Annotated in this window: 13 protein-coding genes and 4 tRNA genes; all 17 read right to left on the bottom strand. The window is 64.4% G+C overall.

The window, feature by feature from the left end:
• Positions 1 to 5: 5 nt before the first annotated feature.
• The 17 genes from rpsG to C9J49_RS14050 all read right to left on the bottom strand — a co-directional run bounded on the left by rpsG (position 6) and on the right by C9J49_RS14050 (position 16,070).
• A complete protein-coding gene (rpsG, locus tag C9J49_RS13970; RefSeq protein WP_016856423.1) occupies positions 6 to 476 on the bottom strand; it encodes a 30S ribosomal protein S7 in 471 nt (156 codons plus the stop codon).
• A gap of 131 nt (positions 477 to 607) precedes the next feature.
• Complete coding sequence (gene rpsL, locus C9J49_RS13975; protein ID WP_016856424.1) at positions 608 to 982, bottom strand: 30S ribosomal protein S12; 375 nt, start codon at positions 980 to 982, stop codon at positions 608 to 610.
• A gap of 183 nt (positions 983 to 1,165) precedes the next feature.
• Complete coding sequence (gene rpoC / locus C9J49_RS13980; protein WP_035596338.1) at positions 1,166 to 5,383, bottom strand: DNA-directed RNA polymerase subunit beta'; 4,218 nt, start codon at positions 5,381 to 5,383, stop codon at positions 1,166 to 1,168.
• A gap of 87 nt (positions 5,384 to 5,470) precedes the next feature.
• Positions 5,471 to 9,550, bottom strand: a complete 4,080-nt coding sequence (gene rpoB / locus C9J49_RS13985) for a DNA-directed RNA polymerase subunit beta (protein ID WP_035596337.1) — start codon at positions 9,548 to 9,550, stop codon at positions 5,471 to 5,473.
• 233 nt (positions 9,551 to 9,783) lie between these two features.
• Complete coding sequence (rplL, locus tag C9J49_RS13990) at positions 9,784 to 10,155, bottom strand: 50S ribosomal protein L7/L12 (protein ID WP_016856427.1); 372 nt, start codon at positions 10,153 to 10,155, stop codon at positions 9,784 to 9,786.
• Between the two features lie 89 nt (positions 10,156 to 10,244).
• Positions 10,245 to 10,748 (bottom strand): 50S ribosomal protein L10, encoded by a 504-nt coding sequence (gene rplJ / locus C9J49_RS13995; protein WP_035596334.1) that lies wholly within the window; start codon positions 10,746 to 10,748, stop codon positions 10,245 to 10,247.
• 270 nt (positions 10,749 to 11,018) lie between these two features.
• The gene (rplA, locus tag C9J49_RS14000; RefSeq protein ID WP_035596332.1) at positions 11,019 to 11,711 is read right to left on the bottom strand and encodes a 50S ribosomal protein L1; all 693 of its coding nucleotides are present in this window, start codon (positions 11,709 to 11,711) and stop codon (positions 11,019 to 11,021) included.
• A 2-nt stretch (positions 11,712 to 11,713) separates the two neighbouring features.
• Entirely contained in the window at positions 11,714 to 12,145 is a 432-nt protein-coding gene (gene rplK, locus C9J49_RS14005) for a 50S ribosomal protein L11 (RefSeq protein ID WP_046077812.1), read from the bottom strand.
• Between the two features lie 95 nt (positions 12,146 to 12,240).
• Complete coding sequence (nusG, locus tag C9J49_RS14010; protein WP_035596328.1) at positions 12,241 to 12,774, bottom strand: transcription termination/antitermination protein NusG; 534 nt, start codon at positions 12,772 to 12,774, stop codon at positions 12,241 to 12,243.
• Positions 12,775 to 12,782: 8 nt separating this feature from the next.
• Positions 12,783 to 13,151, bottom strand: coding sequence for a preprotein translocase subunit SecE (gene secE / locus C9J49_RS14015; protein WP_107182447.1), 369 nt, complete (start codon positions 13,149 to 13,151; stop codon positions 12,783 to 12,785).
• 73 nt (positions 13,152 to 13,224) lie between these two features.
• Positions 13,225 to 13,300: transfer RNA gene (locus C9J49_RS14020), tRNA-Trp, on the bottom strand.
• A gap of 148 nt (positions 13,301 to 13,448) precedes the next feature.
• Positions 13,449 to 13,523, bottom strand: a tRNA-Thr gene (locus tag C9J49_RS14025).
• 12 nt (positions 13,524 to 13,535) lie between these two features.
• Positions 13,536 to 13,609, bottom strand: a tRNA-Gly gene (locus C9J49_RS14030).
• 49 nt (positions 13,610 to 13,658) lie between these two features.
• Positions 13,659 to 13,742 (bottom strand) — tRNA-Tyr (locus C9J49_RS14035).
• Between the two features lie 119 nt (positions 13,743 to 13,861).
• Positions 13,862 to 14,701: a type III pantothenate kinase gene (locus C9J49_RS14040; RefSeq protein WP_035596323.1), complete on the bottom strand. Its 840-nt coding sequence runs from the start codon at positions 14,699 to 14,701 to the stop codon at positions 13,862 to 13,864.
• Positions 14,701 to 15,681, bottom strand: coding sequence for a biotin--[acetyl-CoA-carboxylase] ligase (locus tag C9J49_RS14045; protein ID WP_046077813.1), 981 nt, complete (start codon positions 15,679 to 15,681; stop codon positions 14,701 to 14,703). Before C9J49_RS14045 ends, C9J49_RS14040 begins: the two co-directional genes overlap by 1 nt.
• A gap of 149 nt (positions 15,682 to 15,830) precedes the next feature.
• Positions 15,831 to 16,070, bottom strand: coding sequence for a hypothetical protein (locus tag C9J49_RS14050; protein WP_052052490.1), 240 nt, complete (start codon positions 16,068 to 16,070; stop codon positions 15,831 to 15,833).
• Between the last annotated feature and the right edge of the window lie 294 nt (positions 16,071 to 16,364).

Consider the following 16,364-nt stretch of genomic DNA (forward strand, 5'->3'; position numbering starts at 1 on the left):
GCGGTTTAGAAGCGGTAGTGAGAGAAGGCCTTGTTGGCCTCTGCCATGCGATGCACGTCTTCACGCTTCTTGACGGCCGAACCCTTGCCTTCGGCGGCATCCAGCATTTCGCCAGCCAGACGCTGCACCATGGTCTTCTCACCGCGACGACGTGCGGCGTCCACCAGCCAACGCATGGCCAGCGCCTGACGGCGAGACGGACGCACTTCGACCGGTACCTGATAGGTCGCACCGCCGACGCGGCGAGACTTCACCTCGACCATGGGCTGGATGGTTTCCAGCGCCTTGTCGAAGATCTCCAGCGGCTCTTCGTTGGAACGATCGGCAACCCTGTCCAGCGCACCATAGACGATGCGCTCAGCTACGGACTTCTTGCCGCTGATCATCAGGTGGTTCATGAACTTCGCCAGGCGCTCGGATCCGAACTTGGGATCCGGGAGGATCTCGCGCTTGGCCGCAACTCTTCTTCTAGGCATGATAAGCCCTCTTCCGAAGGGTCCTTCAGGTAAACCCGAGACGACCGGATGGGCGCTCGACCTTACTCTTATCAGACCGTGTCAATATCGATGTTCTGGTGTGGCCGTAGCCGGTAACGCTGCGCGGAGGCTTAGGCCTTCGGACGCTTGGTACCGTACTTGGAACGACCCTGCTTACGGTTCTGGACGCCGGAGGTATCCAGGGCACCGCGAACGGTGTGGTAACGGACACCCGGAAGGTCCTTCACTCGACCGCCACGGATCAGGACCACGGAGTGCTCCTGGAGGTTGTGGCCTTCACCGCCGATGTAGGAAGACACCTCGAAGCCGTTGGTCAGGCGCACACGGCAGACCTTACGCAGGGCCGAGTTCGGCTTCTTCGGGGTGGTGGTGTAAACGCGGGTGCAGACGCCGCGCTTCTGCGGGCAGGCCTGCAGCGCAGGCACGTCGCTCTTGGCGGCCTGACGCTTGCGCGGCTTGCGCACGAGCTGATTGATGGTAGCCATTTATCGCTCCAAATGGGTTGCCTTGGCGGAAGCGAGTAGCCGTTCGCTTCCTGTCTTGCGTTCCTCTTTCCCAATGGCGCGGGCGCACCCGCCCCACTGTTAAAGGCTGCGCATTCTAATGGCTGACGCCATCGACCGTCAAGCGCGACGCCCCGAGGGGCGCCGCGCGAGCGGTCATCGACGTCAGATTTCGTCGTCGTCCGAGTCGAGCGCGGTGAGCTGAGCGCCCAGTTCCTGCTCGACATCCTGGGCCGACGGCTGGAGCACGCGTTCGGCGTCTTCACGCTTGCGGCGACGCTCCGCATGGTGGGTCAGGCCGGTACCGGCCGGGATCAGACGTCCCACCACCACGTTTTCCTTCAGGCCGCGCAGGTAGTCGCGCTTGCCGGTGACCGCCGCTTCGGTCAGCACCCGCGTGGTCTCCTGGAAGGAGGCCGCGGAGATGAACGACTCGGTGGCCAGGCTGGCCTTGGTGATACCCAGCAGCAGGCGCTGGTACTTGGCCGGGAACTTGTCGGTGGCCTCGAGCGCCGCGTTCTGCTCCAGCACCCGCACCAGCTCGACCTGGTCGCCCGGGATGAAGTCGGAATCGCCGGCATCGGTGATCTCGACCTTGCGCAGCATCTGACGCACGATCACTTCGATGTGCTTGTCGTTGATGCCCACGCCCTGCAGGCGATAGACGTCCTGCACCTCGGCGACGATGTACTTGGCCAGTTCGGCGATGCCGAGCAGACGCAGGATATCGTGCGGATTGCTCGGGCCGTCGGAGATGACCTCGCCCTTCTCGACGGTCTCACCCTCGAACACCGCGATCTGGCGCCATTTCGGGATCAGCATCTCGAACGGATCGCCGGATTCCGGGGTGATCGCCAGACGACGCTTGCCCTTGGTTTCCTTGCCGAAGCTGATGGTACCGCTGATCTCGGCGAGGATCGCCGGCTCTTTCGGCTTGCGCGCCTCGAACAGGTCGGCCACGCGCGGCAGACCACCGGTGATGTCCTTGTTACCGGTGGCTTCCACCGGAATACGGGCCACCACCTCGCCGACGCCGATCTTGGAACCGTCGTCGACGGTCACGATCGCCTTGCCGGGCAGCAGGTACTGCACCGGGGTGTCGGAGTTGGCCACGGTCACCGGCTTGCCGGCCTCGTCGGACAGCAGGATCATCGGGCGCTTGTCGCGGCCGGCCATGGGACGCGCCGCAGACTCGATCACCTCGATGGAGGACAGGCCGGTCATCTCGTCCACGCTGCGGTGGATGGTGACGCCCTCGTCCATGTCCGCGTACTGCACCTTGCCCTCGGCCTCGGCCACGATCGGGTGAGTGTGCGGATCCCACTTGGCCACGGTCTGACCGGCGTCGACGACATCGCCGTCCTTGACGGAGAGCTCGGCGCCGTAGGGCAGCTTGTAGTACTCGCGCTCGCGACCGTGCTCGTCGGCGACGGCCAGGGCGCTGGAGCGGGAGACCACGACCAGCTTGCCGTCGCCGCGTTCCACGTGCTTGATGTTGTGCAGGCGCACCTTGCCGCCGTGCTTGACCTGGACGCTGTCCACTGCGGAGGCACGAGAGGCCGCACCGCCGATGTGGAAGGTCCGCATGGTCAGCTGGGTACCCGGCTCACCGATCGACTGGGCGGCGATGACGCCCACGGACTCGCCGACGTTAACCTGATGGCCACGAGCCAGGTCGCGACCGTAGCACGAGGAGCAGACGCCATGGCTGGTGTCACAGCTGATCGCGGAGCGCACCACGATCTCGTCGACGCCCATGGTGTCGAGCTCGGCGCACCAGGCCTCGTCGAGCAGCGTGCCGCGCGGAATCAGCACTTCCTCGCTCTCGGGATCGATGACGTCCTGGGCGACCACGCGGCCAAGCACGCGCTGGGCCAGCGAGACGATGATGTCGCCGCCCTCGATGACCGGGTGCAGGGTCAGGCCGTTCTCGGTGCCGCAATCGGCCTCGGTGATGACCATGTCCTGTGCCACGTCGACCAGACGACGGGTCAGGTAACCGGAGTTGGCGGTCTTGAGTGCCGTATCCGCCAGGCCCTTACGCGCACCGTGGGTCGAGATGAAGTACTGGAGGACGTTCAGGCCTTCACGGAAGTTGGCGACGATCGGGGTCTCGATGATCGAGCCGTCCGGCTTGGCCATGAGGCCACGCATGCCCGCCAGCTGGCGGATCTGGGCGGCACTACCCCGGGCACCGGAGTCGGCCATGATGAAGACGCTGTTGAAGGAGTCCTGCTCGACCTCGTTGCCCTCACGGTCGATGACGCTCTCCTTGGAGATGCCGGTCATCATCGCCTTGGCGACCTGGTCGTTGGCACGGGCCCAGATATCGATGACCTTGTTGTACTTCTCGCCCGCGGTCACCAGACCGGAGGAGAACTGGTCTTCGATTTCCTTGACCTCTTCCTCGGCGCCTTCGACGATCTCGGCCTTGGCATCCGGGATGACGAAGTCGTTGACGCCGATGGAGGCGCCGGACCAGGTGGCCATGCGGAAGCCGGTGTACATCAGCTGGTCGGCGAAGATCACCGCGGGCTTCAGGCCGGCGCAGCGATACACCTCGTTGATCAGCTGGGAGATCGCCTTCTTCTTCATCGGCTGGTCGATCAGCTCGAAGGACACGCCTTCGGGCAGGATGCGGAACAGCAGCGCGCGACCCACGGTGGTGTCGTAGATCTTGCGAGTCTGGCTCTGCTCGCCGGTCTCCTCGTCCACGGTCACCTCGTCGAGGCGCACCTTGACGCGGGCGTGCAGGTCGACGCTCTGGGTGCCGAAGGCGCGCTCGACCTCGTTGAGGTCGGAGAACACCATGCCCTCACCCTTGGCATTGATCTTCTCGCGGGTCATGTAATACAGACCCAGCACCACGTCCTGGGACGGCACGATGATCGGCTCGCCGTTGGCCGGTGACAGCACGTTGTTGGTGGCCATCATCAGCGCGCGGGCTTCGAGCTGCGCTTCCAGGGTCAGCGGCACGTGGACGGCCATCTGGTCGCCGTCGAAGTCGGCGTTGTAGGCGGCACACACCAGCGGGTGCAGCTGGATCGCCTTGCCCTCGATCAGCAGCGGCTCGAAGGCCTGGATGCCGAGACGGTGCAGAGTCGGGGCGCGGTTGAGCAGCACCGGATGCTCGCGGATGACATCGGCGAGGATGTCCCACACCTCCGGCAGCTCGCGCTCGACCATCTTCTTGGCGGCCTTGATGGTGGACGCCTGGCCGCTGGCCTGCAGCTTGGAGTAGATGAACGGCTTGAACAGCTCGAGCGCCATCTTCTTCGGCAGACCGCACTGGTGCAGACGCAGGGTCGGACCCACGGTGATGACCGAGCGGCCGGAGTAGTCGACGCGCTTGCCCAGCAGGTTCTGACGGAAACGCCCCTGCTTGCCCTTGATCATGTCGGCCAGCGACTTCAGCGGGCGCTTGTTCGAGCCGGTGATGGCCCGGCCGCGACGACCGTTGTCGAGCAGGGCGTCGACCGCTTCCTGCAGCATGCGCTTCTCGTTGCGCACGATGATGTCCGGCGCGTTGAGATCCAGCAGCCGCTTGAGGCGGTTGTTGCGGTTGATCACGCGACGGTAGAGGTCGTTCAGGTCGGAGGTCGCGAAGCGACCGCCGTCCAGCGGCACCAGCGGACGCAGGTCCGGCGGCAGCACCGGCAGCACTTCCATCACCATCCACGCCGGGTCGTTGCCGGAGCCTTGGAAGGCCTCCAGCAGCTTCAGGCGCTTGGACAGCTTCTTGATCTTGGTCTCGGAGTTGGTCTGCGGGATTTCCTCGCGCAGACGCTCGATCTCTTCCTCGAGATCGATGTCCTTGAGCATGGCCTGGACGGCCTCGGCACCCATGCGGGCGTCGAAGTCGTCACCGAACTCCTCGAGGGCCTCGAAGTACTGCTCGTCGTTGAGCAGCTGGCCGCGCTCGAGGGTGGTCATGCCCGGATCGACGACCATGAAGCTCTCGAAGTAGAGCACCCGCTCGATGTCGCGCAGGGTCATGTCCAGGAACATGCCGATGCGGGACGGCAGCGACTTCAGGAACCAGATGTGCGCGACCGGGCTGGCCAGCTCGATGTGGCCCATGCGCTCGCGGCGCACGGCGGCCTTGGTGACCTCCACGCCGCACTTCTCGCAGATGATGCCGCGATGCTTCATCCGCTTGTACTTGCCGCACAGGCACTCGTAATCCTTCACCGGGCCGAAGATCTTGGCGCAGAACAGGCCGTCGCGCTCCGGCTTGAAGGTACGATAGTTGATGGTCTCGGGCTTCTTGACCTCGCCGAAGGACCAGCTGCGAATCATGTCCGGCGACGCCAGCGTGATCTTGATCGCGTCGAACTCGTCGGACTGAGACTGCGATTTGAGGACTTTCACCAAATCTTTCATGGGTCGGCTCCGTTGCGGAGTTGTCATGGGCGGGGGCGCGCACGCCCCCGCGGACCGTCATTACTGCGAAGCGCCGTAGCGGCCGCCTCAGCTCTCCAGTTCGATATCGATGCCCAGCGAGCGGATTTCCTTCACCAGCACGTTGAAGGATTCCGGCATGCCCGCCTGCATGGTGTGGTCGCCATCCACGATGCTCTTGTACATCTTGGTGCGGCCTTCCACGTCGTCGGACTTGACGGTGAGCATTTCCTGAAGGGTGTAGGCGGCGCCATAGGCTTCCAGGGCCCAGACCTCCATTTCCCCGAAGCGCTGACCACCGAACTGCGCCTTGCCGCCCAGCGGCTGCTGGGTCACCAGGGAGTAGGAACCGGTGGAACGCGCGTGCATCTTGTCATCCACCAGGTGGTTGAGCTTCAGCATGTACATGTAACCCACGGTGACCGGGCGATCGAAGGCATCGCCGGTACGACCGTCGTAGAGGGTCGTCTGGCCGGAGTCCGGCAGGTCGGCCAGCGTCAGCAGGTGCTTGATCTCATGCTCGCGAGCACCGTCGAAGACCGGCGTGGCCATGGGCACGCCCGCCTTGAGGTTCTTCGCCAGCGCGATCACCTCGTCGTCGGAGAGCGAATCGATGTCCTCGACCCGGGTGCTCGACTCGGTATTGTAGACCTTGCCCAGGAACTCGCGGATCTGCGAGACCTGCTGGTCGCGGGCGTCGCGCAGCATGTGCTCGATCTTCACGCCGAGGCCGCGGGCGGCCATGCCCAGGTGGGTCTCGAGGATCTGACCGACGTTCATGCGCGACGGCACGCCCAGCGGGTTCAGCACCACGTCGATCGGCTCGCCGTTGTCGTCGAACGGCATGTCCTCGACCGGCATGATGGCCGAGATGACACCCTTGTTACCGTGACGGCCGGCCATCTTGTCGCCCGGCTGCAGGCGACGCTTGATGGCGAGGTAGACCTTGACGATCTTCAGCACGCCCGGCGCAAGGTCGTCGCCCTGGGTGAGCTTGCGCTTCTTGTCCTCGAAGCGCTCGTCCATCTCCTTGCGACGGGTCTCCAGCTGCTCGTCGGCCTGGGCCAGCAGCTCGTTGAGGCTCTCGTCCTGCATGCGCAGCTTGAACCACTGCTGACGCGGCAGCTCCTCGAGGTACTCGTCGCTGAGCACGTCGCCCTTCTTGAGCTTCGGCCCCCCGTTGACCGGCTGGCCGACCAGGGTGCGCTGCAGACGCTCGAAGGTCGCGTCCTCGGCGATGCGATAGGTCTCCTGGAGATCCTTGCGCACCTCGTCGAGCTGTTGCTGCTCGATGGAGAGCGCACGGGAATCCTTCTCCACGCCGTCGCGGGTGAACACCTGCACGTCGATGACGGTGCCCTTCATGCCGGTCGGGGCACGCAGGGAGGTGTCCTTCACGTCGGACGCCTTCTCACCGAAGATCGCACGCAGCAGCTTCTCCTCCGGGGTCAGCTGGGTCTCGCCCTTGGGCGTGACCTTGCCGACCAGGATGTCGCCCGCGCCGACCTCGGCACCGATGTAGACGACGCCAGCCTCATCCAGCTTGCCGAGCGCGGACTCGCCGACGTTCGGAATGTCGGAGGTGATCTCCTCCGCGCCCAGCTTGGTGTCGCGGGAGACGCAGGTCAGCTCCTGGATGTGGATGGTGGTGAAACGGTCTTCCTGGACGGCCCGCTCGGAGAGCAGGATGGAGTCCTCGAAGTTGTAGCCGTTCCACGGCATGAAGGCGATGCGCATGTTCTGGCCCAGGGCCAGGTCACCCATGTCGACGGACGGGCCGTCGGCCAGGATGTCGCCGCTGGCCACGCTGTCGCCGGGGCGCACGATCGGACGCTGGTTCTGGCAGGTGTTCTGGTTGGAACGCAGGTACTTGGTCAGGTTGTAGATATCGACGCCGGCTTCGCCGCCGATGATCTCGTCCTCGTTGACCCGCACCACGATGCGCTTGGCGTCGACGGAGTCGATGGTGCCGCCACGACGGGCCACGGCGCAGACGCCGGAGTCGCGGGCCACGAAACGCTCCATGCCGGTACCGACCAGCGGCTTGTCGGCGCGCAGGGTCGGCACGGCCTGACGCTGCATGTTCGCCCCCATCAGGGCGCGGTTGGCGTCATCGTGCTCGAGGAACGGGATCAAGGCCGCGGCCACGGACACCACCTGACGCGGCGAGACGTCCATCAGGGTGACCTGCTCGGGGCGCATGAAGGTGGTCTCGCCGCGATGGCGGACCTGCACCAGGTCGTCGACCAGCTTGCCGCCCTCGTCCACGGTAGCCGAGGCCTGGGCGATGACGAAGTTGCCCTCCTCGATCGCGGAGAGGTGCACCACGTCGTCGGTCACCTGACCGTCCACGACCTTGCGGTACGGCGTCTCGAGGAAGCCGTAGCTGTTGGTGTGGCTGTAGGTGGCCAGCGAGTTGATCAGACCGATGTTCGGACCCTCAGGGGTCTCGATCGGGCAAAGGCGGCCGTAGTGGGTGGCGTGAACGTCACGCACCTCGAAGCCGGCACGCTCGCGGGTCAGACCACCCGGGCCGAGGGCGGAGACGCGACGCTTGTGCGTCACCTCGGACAGCGGGTTGTTCTGGTCCATGAACTGCGACAGCTGGGAGGAGCCGAAGAACTCCTTCACCGCCGCGGCCACCGGCTTGGCGTTGATCAGGTCCTGCGGCATCAGGCCTTCGCTCTCCGCCATGGAGAGGCGTTCCTTGACCGCACGCTCGACGCGCACCAGGCCGACGCGGAACTGGTTCTCGGCCATCTCGCCGACGCAGCGGATGCGACGGTTGCCCAGGTGGTCGATGTCATCGACGTCGCCGAAGCCGTTACGGATGTTGATCAGCTCGCCGAGCACGTCGAGGATATCGCGCTGATCGAGAACGCCGGCGCCCTCGTCCTGCTCGCGGCGCAGACGACGGTTGAACTTCATGCGACCGACGCCGGACAGGTCGTAGCGGTCCTCGGTGAAGAACAGGTTGTTGAACAGCGTCTCGGCGGCCTCCTTGGTGGGCGGCTCGCCGGGGCGCATCATGCGGTAGATCTCGACCAGCGCCTCGAGCTGGGAACCGGTGGTGTCCAGCTTGAGGGTGTCGGAGACGAACGGACCGCAATCCAGATCGTTGGTGTACAGGGTCTCCAGGCGGGTCAGACCGGCCTGGCCCAGGGTTTCCAGCACTTCCGGAGTGATCGCGGTGTTGCAGGCGCAGATCAGCTCGCCGGTGTTGGGATCGATCTGGTCCTTGGCCAGCACCTTGCCGAACAGGTAGTCCATCGGCACCTCGAGACGCTCGAGGCCGGCCTTCTCCAGCTGGCGGATGTGCTTCTGGGTGACGCGACGACCTTCCTCGACGATGACGTTGCCGTCACCATCCTTGATGTCGAAGGTCGCGGTCTCGCCGCGCAGGCGAGACGGCACCAGTTCCACGGAGAAGCCGCGCTTCTCGATGTGGAAGGTGCTGGTGTCGAAGAACTCGTCGAGGATCTCCTCGGCGCTCATGCCCAGCGCGCGCAGCAGCACCGTGGCCGGCAGCTTGCGGCGACGGTCGATGCGCACGAAGACGTTGTCCTTGGGATCGAACTCGAAGTCCAGCCAGGAACCGCGGTAGGGAATCACCCGAGCGGAATACAGCAGCTTGCCGGAGGAGTGGCTCTTGCCCTTGTCGTGATCGAAGAACACGCCCGGGGAGCGGTGCAGCTGGGAAACGATGACGCGCTCGGTACCGTTCACCACGAAGGTACCGTTCTCGGTCATCAGGGGGATTTCCCCCATGTAGACTTCCTGCTCCTTGATGTCCTTGATCGCCTTGTTCGACGAATCCTTGTCGTAGATGATCAGACGGACCTTGACGCGCAGGGGAGCCGAATAGGTGACGCCACGCAGCTGGCACTCCTTGACGTCGAAGGCCGGAGTGCCGAAACGGTAGCTGACGTATTCCAGCGCAGCATTGCCGGAGAAGCTCTCGATCGGAAAGACCGACCGGAAGGCGGCATGCAGGCCGAGGTCGAGGCGTTCTTCGGGTGAGCGATCCTGCTGGAGAAAGTCGTAATAGGAATCAAGCTGGATGGCCAGCAGGTAAGGCACATCCATCACTTGGGGCAGTTTGCCGAAATCCTTGCGGATGCGTTTTTTCTCAGTGTATGAGTAAGCCATCTGTATTCCCCAGCTTGTTCACCATGGGTGACCGATGCGTGTCGGCGCCACCCGACGGACGCGGCTCCGTCAGGCGCTGACGGCAAGCCCCCGGAGGGAGGCTCGCCGTCGGAATTCGGCTGGCGGAGGCCCGAAGGGCGAACCGCCTAGCGACAACAGAAAAAGGCCGGCAGCGGGTGTCCCGCCACCAGCCGTGGAAGCTTACGCAGCGCGTGAAGCCGTGGGCACAAGGATTACTTGAGCTCCACGCTCGCGCCGGCTTCTTCCAGCTTGGTCTTGGCTTCTTCGGCATCTTCCTTGGACATGCCTTCCTTCAGGGTCGCCGGGACGCCGTCGACGGCACCCTTGGCTTCCTTCAGGCCCAGACCGGTGATCTCGCGGACGGCCTTGATGACGTTGACCTTCTTGTCGCCAGCGGCGGTCAGCACCAGGTCGAACTCGGTCTGCTCTTCGGCAGCAGCGGCTTCACCGCCACCCGGGCCGGCGACGACGGCAGCAGCGGCGGTCACGCCGAACTTCTCTTCCATCGCTTCGATCAGCTCGGCGACTTCCATCACGGACATGTCGGCGACGGCGTTGATGATGTCTTCTTTGGTCAGTGCCATTTTCACGTTCCTAACTTTGCGGGAGTCTCGGCGGGCCGACGACTCGGTGATTCAATATTCGATTCGCGAGAGGGGGTCGAGTTCGCCGTTCAGGCGGCCTCGCCTTCCTTCTGGTCACGCAGCGCGGCGAGGGTACGAACCAGCTTGCCGGCAGAAGCCTCCTTCATGACGGACATCAGCTTCGCGATGGCCTCGTCATAGGTCGGCAGGCTTGCCAGGCGGTCGAGATCGCTCGCCGGGATGAACTCGCCTTCGTATGCCAGCGCCTTGACTTCGAAGTCTTCCTCGGACTTACCGAACTCCTTGAACAGACGGGCGGCAGCGCCCGGATGATCGGTGGAGAAGGCCAGCAGAGTCGGACCCACGAAAGACTCGTTCAGGCACTCCCACTGAGTGCCTTCGAGGGCGCGGCGTGCCAGGGTGTTGCGGACAACACGGATCTGCACGCCATTCTCGCGGGCCTGCTTGCGCAGTTCGGTCATCTTGCTGACCGGGACGCCACGAGAGTCGGCAACGACGACGGAGAGAGCATCCTTGGCCGCTTCACTGACCTCGGCAACAATGGCCTTCTTGCCTTCGAGTGCTAGTGGCACGGTGATCACTCCTTCGTGCCGGAATCTCCGCAGAGGATTCCGGTGGTTACCATCTCCCCCGGCGGGCCGTGAGGCCACTCGCCGGGGGTCCTGGGTGATGGTGCTCACCAGAGATCTGGCGGCCACACCATCTGCGCAGGCTGCCCCGAGGGACAATTAAGCCGCCTCGGCAGCGAGGCGGCACCTGCGGTCTTTGACGATGCCCCGCCGACTCGCATCGATGTCGTGCACGGGGACCGCAAAGTTCTTGCTCGATTGTCGAACGCGGCGTTAGACGAACGCGGCGTGATCGACGGTCAGACCCGGGCCCATGGTGGTGGACAGGGAGACCTTCTTGAAATACACGCCCTTGGAAGTGCTCGGCTTGAGCTTCTTCAGGTCGGCGATCAGAGCTTCGAGGTTGCCGCGGATCGCGTCAGCGTCGAAGTCGACCTTGCCGAGGGTGGCGTGGATGATGCCGTTCTTGTCGGTACGGAAGCGCACCTGACCGGCCTTGGCGTTCTTGACGGCGGTAGCCACGTCCGGGGTCACGGTGCCGACCTTCGGGTTCGGCATCAGGCCACGCGGACCGAGGATCTGACCCAGCTGACCGACGACGCGCATGGCGTCCGGCGAGGCGATGACCACGTCGAAGTCGAGCTGGCCTTTCTTGACCTGCTCGGCCAGGTCGTCCATGCCGACGATATCGGCACCGGCTTCCTTGGCGGCTTCTTCGTTGGCACCCTGGGTGAAGACGGCAACGCGCACGTCCTTGCCGGTACCGTTCGGCATGACGGTGGCGCCACGCACGACCTGGTCGGATTTACGCGGATCGACGCCCAGGTTGACGGCGACGTCCACGGACTCCTTGAACTTGACAGTGGACAGCTCGGAGAGCAGGGCCACGGCCTCCTCGAGGGAGTACGCCTTGTTCGGGTCAACTTTCTCGCGAATCTGCTGAGCGCGCTTGCTGAGCTTAGCCATGATCAGAGGCCCTCCACGTTGAGGCCCATGCTGCGGGCACTACCGGCAATGGTACGCACCGCGGCGTCGAGATCGGCAGCGGTCAGATCCGGCTCCTTGGCCTGGGCGATCTCTTCGAGCTGCGCGCGGGTCACGGTACCGACCTTGTTCTTGTTCGGCTCACCGGAGCCGGACTTGATACCAGCAGCCTTCTTCAGCAGGACGGCGGCGGGCGGCGTCTTGGTGACGAAGGTGAAGCTGCGGTCGGAGTACACGGTGATGACGACGGGAGTCGGCAGACCCGGCTCGAGGTTCTGGGTCTCGGCGTTGAACGCCTTGCAGAACTCCATGATGTTCACGCCGTGCTGACCCAGCGCGGGACCCACGGGGGGGCTCGGGTTGGCCTTACCGGCTGCAACCTGCAGCTTGATGTAAGCCTGTACTTTCTTGGCCATGATTTACTCCAGATGGGTGATAGCGCCTTGCGGCTCCCCGGTGAAGACGACCGCTCTCGGCGGCCGTCACGAAAACCTGCTTGGCGAGAGGGCGATTATTCCTTCTCGACCTGGGAGAACTCCAGCTCGACCGGCGTAGCACGACCAAAGATCAGCACGCTGACCTGAAGACGACTCTTGTCGTAGTTGACTTCCTCGACAACGCCGTTGAAGTCGGCAAACGGACCGTCGATGACGCGCACGGACTGTCCCGGCTCGAACATCGTCTTGGGGCGCGGCTTCTCGGTGCCATCCTTGACCCGGCTGAGGATGGCATCGGCCTCCCGCTGGGTGATCGGCGCCGGCTTCTCCTTGGTGCCTCCGATGAACCCCATGACGCGCGGGGTCTCGTTGACCAGGTGCCAAGTCTCGTCATCCATTTCCATCTCGACCAGCACATAGCCGGGATAGAACTTGCGCTCGCTCTTGCGGCGCTTGCCGTCACGCATCTCGACGACTTCTTCGGTCGGCACCAGGATCTCGCCGAAGCGATCCTCCATGCCGTACATCTTCACGCGCTCGATGAGCGAGCGCATGACATGCTTCTCGAAGCCGGAGTAGGCGTGAACGACGTACCAACGCTTGGACATGAAGACTCCTAACCAATGACGCCGGACATGGCCCAGCCAAGCAGCGTGTCGATGAGCCACAGGGCCAGGCCCACGACCAGGACGGCCACCAGCACGATGGCGGTGGTTTGCACGGTCTCGGGACGGCTCGGCCAGACGACGCGCTGAATTTCCTTCTTGGCACTGCGAGCCAGCTCGACCAGCTCACGCCCCTTGGTGGTGGTCAGCGCCACCAGCGCCGCCGCCACACTCAGGGCGACGACGCCAAGCACGCGATAAAGCAGCGCCTGGTCGGCAAAATAGGTATTGCCGACCACGGCAAGAACCAGCAGGGTAACGACAACCGCCCACTTGAGCCCGTCGTGGCGCGACTCCTGCACCTCGGCGTTATGTTTCATGAAAACGAGACTCCTCAAGGTGCGGCAATCGAAACATGAAAGATACAAGAAATCTCACCAGCCTGGGGAAGACTGGCAGGCCAGGAGGGAATCGAACCCCCAACCTGCGGTTTTGGAGACCGCTGCTCTGCCAATTGAGCTACTGGCCTGTTGCTTCCGCGACCACCCTTTGCGGGAGGCCTCAGCGACAGCGGGCGCCATCATAGCGAATGCCGCCCGAACTGACAACCCCTGATCCGACCTACTCACACCGGCCAGGGAAAGAGAAAAGGCGAGCTATCGCTCGCCTTTTCAATGTGGAGCTCATGGACGGATTTGAACCGTCGACCTCACCCTTACCAAGGGTGTGCTCTACCCCTGAGCTACATGAGCAAAACCTTAGCTTGGAGCGGGCAGCGGGGATCGAACCCGCATCATCAGCTTGGAAGGCTGAGGTTCTACCATTGAACTATGCCCGCCTGCCCGCTCTTTTTGCCACCACCCGCCTCGACGAGTGCGGCCAAAACCTGGTGGAGGGGGAAGGATTCGAACCTTCGAAGCTTTCGCGGCAGATTTACAGTCTGCTCCCTTTGGCCACTCGGGAACCCCTCCAGCTGGCGGAGCATTTTACCGCTCCTGTTCTTGGTGTCAAGTGATTGTTTTACCAATCTTCTTGAAGCATGGCACGGCGGCCTCGGCTCGCCTGCTCCCCTAGAACGCGACGCATTGTGTCAAAGCAGCATGGAGAACGCAAGCCCCGCGCGTATCTTTTCCAGCGGCACCCGGCGCGGCACCGTTGGCGCGCCCGACATGCGACCCGCCCGCTCCGCCGCCGTGAGCGGGAAACAGGCCTCCAGCCCGCCATACACCATGTCAGGCCAGACGGCATGGGGCACCTGAACCCCGCGCGAGACCACCCGGGCATCCCCCCCGGTCAACAGCAGCGGCAGCGACACCCCCTCACGGTCGCACACCTCGCTGTAGATCCGGTTCACCGCGCTCACCGCCGCCATGTAGATACCATGATTGACGGCCTCGACCGTTCGCGCCCCCGGCACCAGCAGCTCGTCGGCCTCGCTGTCCGGGTCGATCGCCACGTTGCGCGTGCCGAGCTTGAGGCTCTCCTTCATCAGGCGCAGCCCCGGCAGGATGTAGCCGCCCAGGTGCTGGCCGCCGGGCAGCACGAAGTCCACCGTGATGGCGCTACCGCAATCCACCGTGCAGCAGCCGCCCGCCAGCTGATAGCCGGCCAGCACACCCAGCCAGCGATCCACGCCCAGCTTGCCGGGCTCCCGGTATCCATTGCTGACCCCCAGTGCCTCGGGTTCCGAGCGCGCCACATGCACGCTGCGCACCCGGCGCTGCAGCAGGGCCACGGTCTGGGCCAGCACCGCCTTGCGCGCCACGCTGGATATCCTCACCGCCTCGACCACATCGAGATCCGGGATATCGGCCCCGGGCCGCCACTCCTCGCGTGTCCACACGGCCCCGCGCGATCGGATCTCGCTGCTCTCGGCATCCTTCAGCCGCCATTTGGACAGGGTGTTGCCGATATCCAGATCCAGGATCATTACCGCCCCCGTACGCTGATCTCGCCACCAGCGAGACGCTCGCGCCCGCCCTCCCCTTTCACCCAGAGGTTCCCGGCGACATCGACGCCCTCGGCGACCGCGGGCTCGCGCCGCTCGCCACGCAGGATATCCACCTCGCGCCCGGCGAAGGCATGCCGGGCATTCCAGGCCTCCTGCCAGCCCTCGAACCCTCGATGCTCGAAATCGGCCAGCATCGGCATCAGCCCGTCGAGCAGCTCCACGGCCAGTTGATTGCGTGACAGCCCCGGGGCCTGGTCACGGACCGCCCCCACCGGCTGCTCGATCCCCTCGCGAAAGGACAGCGGCAGATCGACGTTGATACCCATGCCCACCACCAGCTCGCAGGGCCCCGTCGCGTCCCCCGTCAGCTCGACCAGGATACCCGCCAGCTTGCCCAGCTCCCCCGAATCCATCTCCAGCAGCACGTCGTTGGGCCACTTGAGCCGCGGGCGCACGCCATGGCGCTCCAGCACCTGGGCCAGCACCACGCCGACAGCCAGGCTGAGACCCTCGAGGGCCGCCACGCCCGACTCCACTCGCCAGCCGATCGAGAACATCAGGGTACGCCCCCAGGGCGTCACCCAGGTGCGCCCTCGACGCCCTCGACCGGCACTCTGCTGCTCCACCAGGCAGATCTCGCCATGCCCGGCGCCCTGAGCGAAGCGCTCGCGCAGAAACAGGTTGCTCGAAGGCAGCGTCTCCTCGACGAACAGGCGACTGACGTGCTGACGCACCTCTCGCGACAAACCGGCCACGATAGTGGCCCCGTCGAGCAACTCCAGCGGTTCGGCCAGTCGATAACCCTGCCCTTTCACCGCCTCCATGGGAATCCCCAGCGCCTCCAGCTTGCGCAGCTGCTTCCAGACGGCGGCGCGAGACACGCCCAGCCGCTCGCCCAGCTGTTCGCCGGAATGGAATTCGCCATCGCTCAACAGGCGGATCAGGTCACCAATGGTCATGCACGCGCCCCTGCCGGGAAAAACGCTCATTCTAGCGGAACTGCCGCGGCGCCGGAAATTCCCGACCACATGGCGCTCACAACGAAAAAGGCCGGGCATTCGCCCGGCCTCTGCTGCTGCATGCATCGCGCCCGAAGCGCCACGCCGACTTAGTAGCCCGAATCGGCCTCGTCGGCAGCTTCCTCGACGCTGTCACCCATCTCCTCGACGGACTCACCCGCCTGATCCACGGCATCATCCATGCTCTCGCCGGCCTCTTCCATGGTCTCGTCGATATTCTCACCGGCCTGCTCTGCCGGGCCTTCCTCTTCGCAGGCCGCCAGGCCGAAGGCGGTCATGCCGATGAAGCTCGCCAGGGCGATCTTGCGCAGCATCGATTGGGTCATCATGAAACTCTCCTCCTGAGACGTCTCGTGTTCCGATTGAGTGCCCCGTCAGCCTAGCTGCCACGAAGCCGCTCGACCAGCATGGAAATCGCCAGCGCTAGGCAGCGCTGTTGCCCTGTCGCGACATTTTTCCAGCTTGAGGAGCCTCCATCTCCCCGGCCACATCGAACCCGCCTGATTGCCAGCAACTCACCCCTCGATGCATGAACGCCCCGCCCTCTCGAAAAGGACGGGGCGTTTTCTGGCCATTTTACGTAAGCGAACGGGCATCACCGTTTGTCAGTGATCAGGCGATGT

It is taken from the genome of Halomonas sp. SL1, from assembly GCF_003030865.2.
In the GTDB taxonomy this organism is placed as follows: Bacteria; Pseudomonadota; Gammaproteobacteria; order Pseudomonadales; family Halomonadaceae; genus Halomonas; species Halomonas halophila.

Coding starts and splice junctions, on each gene's coding strand:
- secE (WP_107182447.1), bottom strand. CDS start 13,151: ATGAAACATAACGCCGAGGTGCAGGAGTCGCGCCACGACGGGCTCAAG.
- C9J49_RS14040 (WP_035596323.1), bottom strand. CDS start 14,701: ATGATCCTGGATCTGGATATCGGCAACACCCTGTCCAAATGGCGGCTG.
- rpoC (WP_035596338.1), bottom strand. CDS start 5,383: ATGAAAGATTTGGTGAAAGTCCTCAAATCGCAGTCTCAGTCCGACGAG.
- rpsL (WP_016856424.1), bottom strand. CDS start 982: ATGGCTACCATCAATCAGCTCGTGCGCAAGCCGCGCAAGCGTCAGGCC.
- rplK (WP_046077812.1), bottom strand. CDS start 12,145: ATGGCCAAGAAAGTACAGGCTTACATCAAGCTGCAGGTTGCAGCCGGT.
- rplA (WP_035596332.1), bottom strand. CDS start 11,711: ATGGCTAAGCTCAGCAAGCGCGCTCAGCAGATTCGCGAGAAAGTTGAC.
- rplL (WP_016856427.1), bottom strand. CDS start 10,155: ATGGCACTGACCAAAGAAGACATCATCAACGCCGTCGCCGACATGTCC.
- nusG (WP_035596328.1), bottom strand. CDS start 12,774: ATGTCCAAGCGTTGGTACGTCGTTCACGCCTACTCCGGCTTCGAGAAG.
- C9J49_RS14045 (WP_046077813.1), bottom strand. CDS start 15,681: ATGACCATTGGTGACCTGATCCGCCTGTTGAGCGATGGCGAATTCCAT.
- C9J49_RS14050 (WP_052052490.1), bottom strand. CDS start 16,070: ATGATGACCCAATCGATGCTGCGCAAGATCGCCCTGGCGAGCTTCATC.
- rpsG (WP_016856423.1), bottom strand. CDS start 476: ATGCCTAGAAGAAGAGTTGCGGCCAAGCGCGAGATCCTCCCGGATCCC.
- rpoB (WP_035596337.1), bottom strand. CDS start 9,550: ATGGCTTACTCATACACTGAGAAAAAACGCATCCGCAAGGATTTCGGC.